The following is a 6,398-nucleotide window of genomic DNA, read 5'->3' as shown; positions in this document are numbered from 1 at the left end:
ATTGCCCTGCTGCGCTGTGCGGCAGCAACCGCCCAGGAAACCGCCACCCACCAGCATGGTGGCCAGCGAGAGCTGCTGTTTGCCTTGATGCACATGATGGACATGGCTCGTGCGCTGCTGGAACACCAGCGCACGGCAGACCCCGCCGCTTGAGGCAGGTTGTCGTGAATGGGAGGGAACGCAGCAGGCGCTTGGGGTGCAAAGCCAAGGCCCCGCTTTGGGGGACAAGGAAGCGCAGCGGTAGATTTTCTACCGTCGTGAATAAAAAATCATTTGACTGGCAAATGATAACGATTATTATTGCACTCAGCTGATCGCGAGATCTGCTGGATAAACCGGAGCTTAGGTCGCTCTCGGATTATCTCCTCATCAGGCTAATCACGGTTTTTGACCCAGCTTTTTGCTGGGTCTTTTTTTTGGCTCTTCAGGCTAATGAAGATCGTGATGGCGGCGATGGTAGCAAAAGTGTTTCCGGGGGTGAACGGCCATTACAAAAGTTTGCCGATTCAGCACTTGAGAATCAATCTCGTTAATCCTAAGCTCGGCTTTTACGGATATCCCCCACCTGCTCTCCAGCAAGGAACTGCTCATGACCCGCACGCTCTTGCGCCTCCATACGCCTCTGCCCGAGCACGCTGCCGATAGCGATGCTGCCCTGCTGCTCGCACTCAAGCGCCTGCCACGTGCTGCGCAACAAGTGTTTCTGCTAAGCCGTCTCGATCAGTTGGCCCAGGGCAGGGTCGCCACACGTCTGGGCCTGCCCCTACCCAGTGTCGAGCGTCTGATGGTGCAGGCGTTGCTTGCCGGTCAGCCCCGCCCCGATGGCCCGACGAGCCAGGCAGCACAGTGGTATGTGCGCTTGCAGAGCCCGGACGTCACTGCCTGCGAGCGTATCGACTTTCGTCGCTGGCTGGACGCCTCGCCCAACCACCTGCAGGCATTCCACGCTACCGAACTGCACTGGCGCAGCCTGTACGCGCCTGCACTGGCCCTGGGCCGCGATGGCTGGTATCGCAAGGGTCGCGCTGCCCTGTCGTTGGGTGGATGTTCGATTGCCGCCGCGCTGGGCATGGCCGTATTGATCTTGCTGGGGCTGTGGACGTGAAACGAAACCAACGCCCGCTCAAGCCTGCGCTTTGAGCGCCTTACCACAGCGCGATGTCGTACGTCAGGTACAACCGATTGCTGTCGCGGCCACGGGCAAAGTCCGAGCGGTACACGTAGTTGCGCAGCTTGACGCCAAGCCCTTTGGCGGGGCCTGATTGCACCACATACGCAAGCTCTGCGTCGCGCTCCCATTCGCTCAGGCCCGCCGCGCCAGAACGGCCGTTATCGCCGCTCAGGTAACGGGTCATGAAGGTCAACCCCGGCACCCCGGCAGCGGCGAAATTGTAGACATAGCTCGCCATCCAGGTCTTTTCATCTTCTTCGATGAACTTGCCGATGCCCACGTTGCTGAATGAGTACACCGTCGCGCCACTGATGTACGGCAACCCCGCTTCGCCACTGAGCGCCTGATAACCTGCGCCTAACGTGTGGCCGGAATGCGTGTAGGCGATATGCCCGCTGAGCATGTCATTGTCGATGGGGCCACCGTAGGCCGCGCCGGTGCTCTTGCTTTTGAAGTAACGCAGGTCCGTGGTCAGTACACCGCCAGCCAGCGCATGGTCGTGAACCAAGCCGGCGAAGTCCTGACGATAGAAGTGCTCGAGTTGGCCGTGGTAGTAGCTCAGGCGCAGCTGTTTGCTGAAGGTGTAGTCGCCGCCGGCAAAGCTGAAGTCTCCGGTTTCGCCGCCACTGTAACCGTCCAGGTACAGGCCGGTGCTGTTGGATGAATCGCGCTGCTTGAAACGGGTCAGGTGCCCGGCCGTGAGGGTCAGGTTGTCGAGTGCGGTACTGGTGAGCTGCGTGCCTTGGTAGGTTTGCGGCATCAAACGAGCATCGTTGTGCACCAGCACGGGTAACTTGGGCAACAGGGTGCCATGCCTGACGACGCTCTGCCCAACACGCGCCTTGACCGTAGCGCCGGCACTGGCGAACGTGTCGGCGGCCCGGCCATCGTCATGCACAGGCAACAGGCCCGTGCCACTGCGGCCACGCCCCGAATCCAGGCGCACGCCCAACAGGCCCAGTGCATCGAGCCCCAGACCCAGGGTACCGGGGGTGTAACCCGACTGGTAATCGAGCAAGAAGCCCTGCGCCCACTCGGTACGCTCGCTCTTGGCAGTGGCTGCGGCGCGGGGGCTCATACCCTGTTCGTCGCGAAAGTTCTCGTTGAAATAGACGTTGCGCAGTTGCAGCTTGAGCTTGCTGTCTTCAATGAAATCGGTAGCGCCGGCCACAGGCAGGCAGCCGCAGAGCAGGCCACAGGCGGCCCCACGCGCGAGGGTCAAGGACATGATCGATACTCTATTGTTGTTTTTAGGGTGTAAGCGATGGCGGGCGCCTGGCGGCGCCCGCATCGTTCAGACGAAGAACGACAGCGCGCCGGTCAACACCGCCAATGCAGTGATGACCAGCGAAGTGAGCACTGCCCACTTCACCGTGGCTTTCTGGAAGTCGCCGATGTCCTTGTCGACCATGCCCACCAGCAGCAGGGTCGAGGCGACCAACGGGCTCATCAAGTGCACCGGCTGGCCCAGCACCGAGGCGCGGGCGATCTCCACCGGGTCGATGCCATAGGCGGCGGCTGCGTTGGCCAGGATCGGCACCACGCCGAAATAATAGGCATCGTTGGACAGCACGAAGGTAAGCGGCATGCTGGTCAGCGCCACCACCAGCGGGAACCAGTGGCTCCAGGCTTCCGGGATCCAGTCCACGAGGGTTTGCGCCAGGGCATCGACCATCTTGGTGCCCGAGAAGATACCGGCGAAGATACCGGCGGCGAACACCAGCAGCACCACGGTCATGGCGTTGCCCGAATGGGCCAGAATACGTTCTTTCTGCAGTTCCAGCTGCGGGTAGTTGATCATCAGCGCAGCAACGAAACCGATCATGAACAGGATCGCCGCGTGCATCAGGCCCAGCACCAGCGCGGTCATGACCACGATGACCAGCACCAGGTTCACATAGGCCAGACGCGGGCGCTTGTGGGGCGTATCACCCAGGATTTCCTTGATGTAGCAGTTGCCACCGCCGGACTCCAGGGCCACGTTGCCAATGCGGCGCCGTTCGGCACGGCCCAGCAGGTAGGCGGTGAACACCACCCAGGCGGCGCCACCGATCACCGTGGGCAGCATGGGAATGAAATAGTCGGTGGCATCGAGCCCAAGTGCTGCGATGGCGCGGGTGGCAGGCCCGCCCCAGGGGCTCATGCCACTCATGATGCTCAACGACAGCATCGACACCGTTGCCAGGATCATCGGGTTCATGCCGATGCGCTTGTACAAGGGCAGCATGGCCGCGCAGGTGATCATGTAGGTGGTGGTGCCGTCGCCGTCCAGCGCCACTAGCAGCGACAGCAATGCAGTGCCAATGGCGATCTTGATGGGGTCGCCGTTGACGCGCTTGAGGATTTTACGGATCAGAGGGTCGAACAGGCCGGCATCGATCATCAAGCCGAAAAACAGGATGGCGAACAGCAGCAAGGCGGCCGACGGGGCTACCATTTTCAGCCCGTCGAGCATCATCTTGCCAAGGTCAGGCGCAAAGCCCCCCACCAGTGCGAAGACGATCGGCACGACCGTCAAGGCGACGATCGGGGACAGGCGTTTGCTCATGATCAGGTAGGTGAACGTCACCACCATGATCAGGCCCAGGAGTGCGAGCATGGCTTTTTCTCTCTTGTTTTTATCCGGGTTGGGCCGTCGATGGCGCAGACGAGCCCCCTACCCGCGCGCGTTCCTGCGCGCGGGTTGCAGCGTTTTGAGGTCAGGGTGTTGCGGGCGTCCTAGCCGTGATGGCTTGGCTTGGCGACCCAGGTGGCGTCAGGGCCGACCGTGGTGGGTGCCTGCTCGACCACAGGCTCGCCATTGAGGCGGCTGAGCAGTATCTGCTTGTCACACGCGTTTTCGGAAATCGACACCACCACGGTGGCCACGGCGTTGCTGGCAAGGCTCGTGAGGGCGCGAGCCTCTGACATGAAGCGGTCGATGCCGATCAGCAGGGCCAGGCCTGCCAACGGGATGTCGTGGATGACTGTCAGGGTCGAGGCCAAGGCCACGAAGCCGCTACCGGTCACGCCCGCTGCGCCTTTTGACGACAGCAGCATGATCGCCAGCATGGTCACCACCTGGCCCAGGCTCAGGTCGATGTTGCAGGCCTGGGCAATGAACACGGCGGCCAAGGACAGGTAGATCGCCGTACCGTCGAGGTTGAACGAGTAGCCGGTAGGCAGTACCAGGCCAACGACCCCCTTCTTGCAGCCAAGCTTTTCGAGCTTCTCCAGCATGCGCGGCAACACAGGTTCCGTGGAAGAAGTGCCCAGCACCACCAGGAACTCTTCGCGGAAATAGCGCAGCAGCTTCCACAGGCTGAAACCATGGGCGCGGCAGATGCCGCCCAGCACGACCAGGACGAAGAACGCACAGGCAATGTAGAGCGTACCGATCAGCTTGGCGAGCGACCCCAGCGAGGTGACGCCGTACTGCCCGACCGTGAACGCCAGGGCACCGAACGCACCGACCGGTGCGAAACGCATGAGGTAGCCGAAGATGCGGAACACCATGGCCGAGGCCGCTTCCAGTACGTCCAGCACCGGCTTGCCCTTCTCGCCCATGGACGACAGCGCGAAACCGCTGAGCACGGCAATGAACAGCACAGGGAGCACTTCACCCTTGTTGAACGCCCCCATGAAGGTGTCCGGGATGATGTGCATGAAAAAGTCCACCACGCCCAGTTTGGCGGCCGAGGCGGTGAACTGGGTCAGGCCTTCGGTGCTCAGGGTGGCCGGGTCGATGTTCATGCCGACCCCTGGCTTGAACAGGTACACCGCAGCCAAGCCGATGATCAGGCTGACAATGGTCAGCCCCAGGAACAGCAACAGTGTCTTGCTCATCAGGCGCCCGAGCGAGCGCTTGTCGGTCATGCCGGCTATACCGGTGACGATGGTGCAGAACACCACGGGCGCGATCATCATCTTGACCAGCTTGATGAAGGCATCGCCCAAGGGCTTGAGCGCAACAGCCTGTTGCGCCCAGAAGTGACCGACCACTACGCCCAGCACGACGGCGCAGAGGATCTGGAAGTACAGCGATTTGGCAAGTTTCATGAGGCATCACCCATTGTTCATATTGTGCGGATGCGCTTGTTGCAAGGTACAGCGGTCGACCCTTGAGGTGGCTAGCCAGCCAACCTGCGCAAGGTAGGCGCGTAGACGAACCCTGAAAAGAGCCGCCGGGCAGTACGTACTACAGAGGCTTGCAGGGTCTTGCCATCTGCGCCGCTGCGTGACAACGCGACGTCGATGCCACCACTTGGATGCTCAAGACGAACCTGGCTCAGGTCCAGGGCTTGTTCGCCCAGCAGATCCACAATGACGCTGCCGGGGCTGACACAGGCAGTGGCCAGCCCCACAGCACCGGTGATCGCCAGGGCACGGTGGCAATTGTGCGGCATGAAGTAGCGCACCTGGAGCGTGCCGTCGTAGCGCGGCTTGGACACCAGCACCGGCTTGGGGATCACCATGCCGCTGACATCGCCAAGGCCCATGGCCTTGCCGGCTTTGAGGCGCAGGGCTTCCAGACGCTTGAGCAGAGGGCCGTTGGCGTCGAGCTCGTCGGGCGTTTCGGCGCCGGTCATGCCCAGGTCACTGGCCTGGATGACCATCATGGGCATGGCCATGTCGATACAGGTCATGGGCACGCCATCGATCACATCCTTGGCTTGCCCGGTGGGGAACAGCTTGCCGGTCTTGCTGCCAACCGCATCGAGGAAGGTCAGGTGCACCGGCGCGGCAGTCCCGGGCACGCCATCGATGGCGGTACGCCCTTCATAGCGCACGATGCCACCCGGGGTTTCCACCAGCGAGTTGACGAAGGTGCCCGTGTTCAGGTTACGAATGCGCACCAGGGTCTTGCCTTCCTGGCCCTTGACCAGCCCTTGCTCGATGGCGAAAGGACCGACCGCGCACAGCATGTTGCCGCAGTTGGGCGCAGTGTCCACGCGGCGCTGGGCGACCATCACCTGCACGAACAGGTAATCGACGTCGGCGTCGGCATGCAGCGACGGGCTGATGATCGCGACCTTGCTGGTCTGCGGGCTGCCGCCACCGATACCGTCGATCTCCAGCTCATGGCCGGACCCCATCAGGTCGATGAGCAATTCATCGCGTTCGACCACATTGGCAGGCAAGTCCCAGGCATGAAAGAACGGCCCTTTGGAGGTGCCGCCGCGCATGAGTACGCAAGGAATTCGTTGCATGATTTCGCACTCTTGTTGATCAATGGACATCATTGATG

5 protein-coding genes are annotated in these 6,398 nt (G+C 61.8%); 1 reads left to right on the top strand and 4 read right to left on the bottom strand.

Going from position 1 to position 6,398, the window contains the following annotated elements; genetic code table 11:
- Window positions 1-589: 589 nt before the first annotated feature.
- Window positions 590-1,105, top strand: coding sequence for a DUF4880 domain-containing protein (locus ACK59L_RS13605; RefSeq protein ID WP_409274163.1), 516 nt, complete (start codon window positions 590-592; stop codon window positions 1,103-1,105).
- Window positions 1,106-1,145: 40 nt separating this feature from the next.
- On the opposite strand, the gene ACK59L_RS13600 is transcribed toward ACK59L_RS13605, so the two are convergent.
- The 4 genes from ACK59L_RS13600 to ACK59L_RS13585 all read right to left on the bottom strand — a co-directional run bounded on the left by ACK59L_RS13600 (window position 1,146) and on the right by ACK59L_RS13585 (window position 6,360).
- Window positions 1,146-2,399, bottom strand: a complete 1,254-nt coding sequence (locus ACK59L_RS13600; RefSeq protein ID WP_409274161.1) for an OprD family porin — start codon at window positions 2,397-2,399, stop codon at window positions 1,146-1,148.
- 66 nt (window positions 2,400-2,465) lie between these two features.
- A complete protein-coding gene (locus ACK59L_RS13595; protein ID WP_027916232.1) occupies window positions 2,466-3,770 on the bottom strand; it encodes a CitMHS family transporter in 1,305 nt (434 codons plus the stop codon).
- Between the two features lie 119 nt (window positions 3,771-3,889).
- On the bottom strand, window positions 3,890-5,209 hold the full coding sequence (gene dctA, locus ACK59L_RS13590) for a C4-dicarboxylate transporter DctA (RefSeq protein WP_058605062.1): 1,320 nt from the start codon (window positions 5,207-5,209) through the stop codon (window positions 3,890-3,892).
- Between the two features lie 71 nt (window positions 5,210-5,280).
- A complete protein-coding gene (locus ACK59L_RS13585; protein ID WP_078479404.1) occupies window positions 5,281-6,360 on the bottom strand; it encodes a 4-oxalomesaconate tautomerase in 1,080 nt (359 codons plus the stop codon).
- Between the last annotated feature and the right edge of the window lie 38 nt (window positions 6,361-6,398).

The organism is Pseudomonas sp. KCJK9111 (genome assembly GCF_046231935.1).
GTDB classification, from domain to species: domain Bacteria; phylum Pseudomonadota; class Gammaproteobacteria; order Pseudomonadales; family Pseudomonadaceae; genus Aquipseudomonas; species Aquipseudomonas parafulva_B.
Note: the sequence above shows the minus strand (reverse complement) of the source record. Positions and strands in the feature narration are given on the sequence as shown.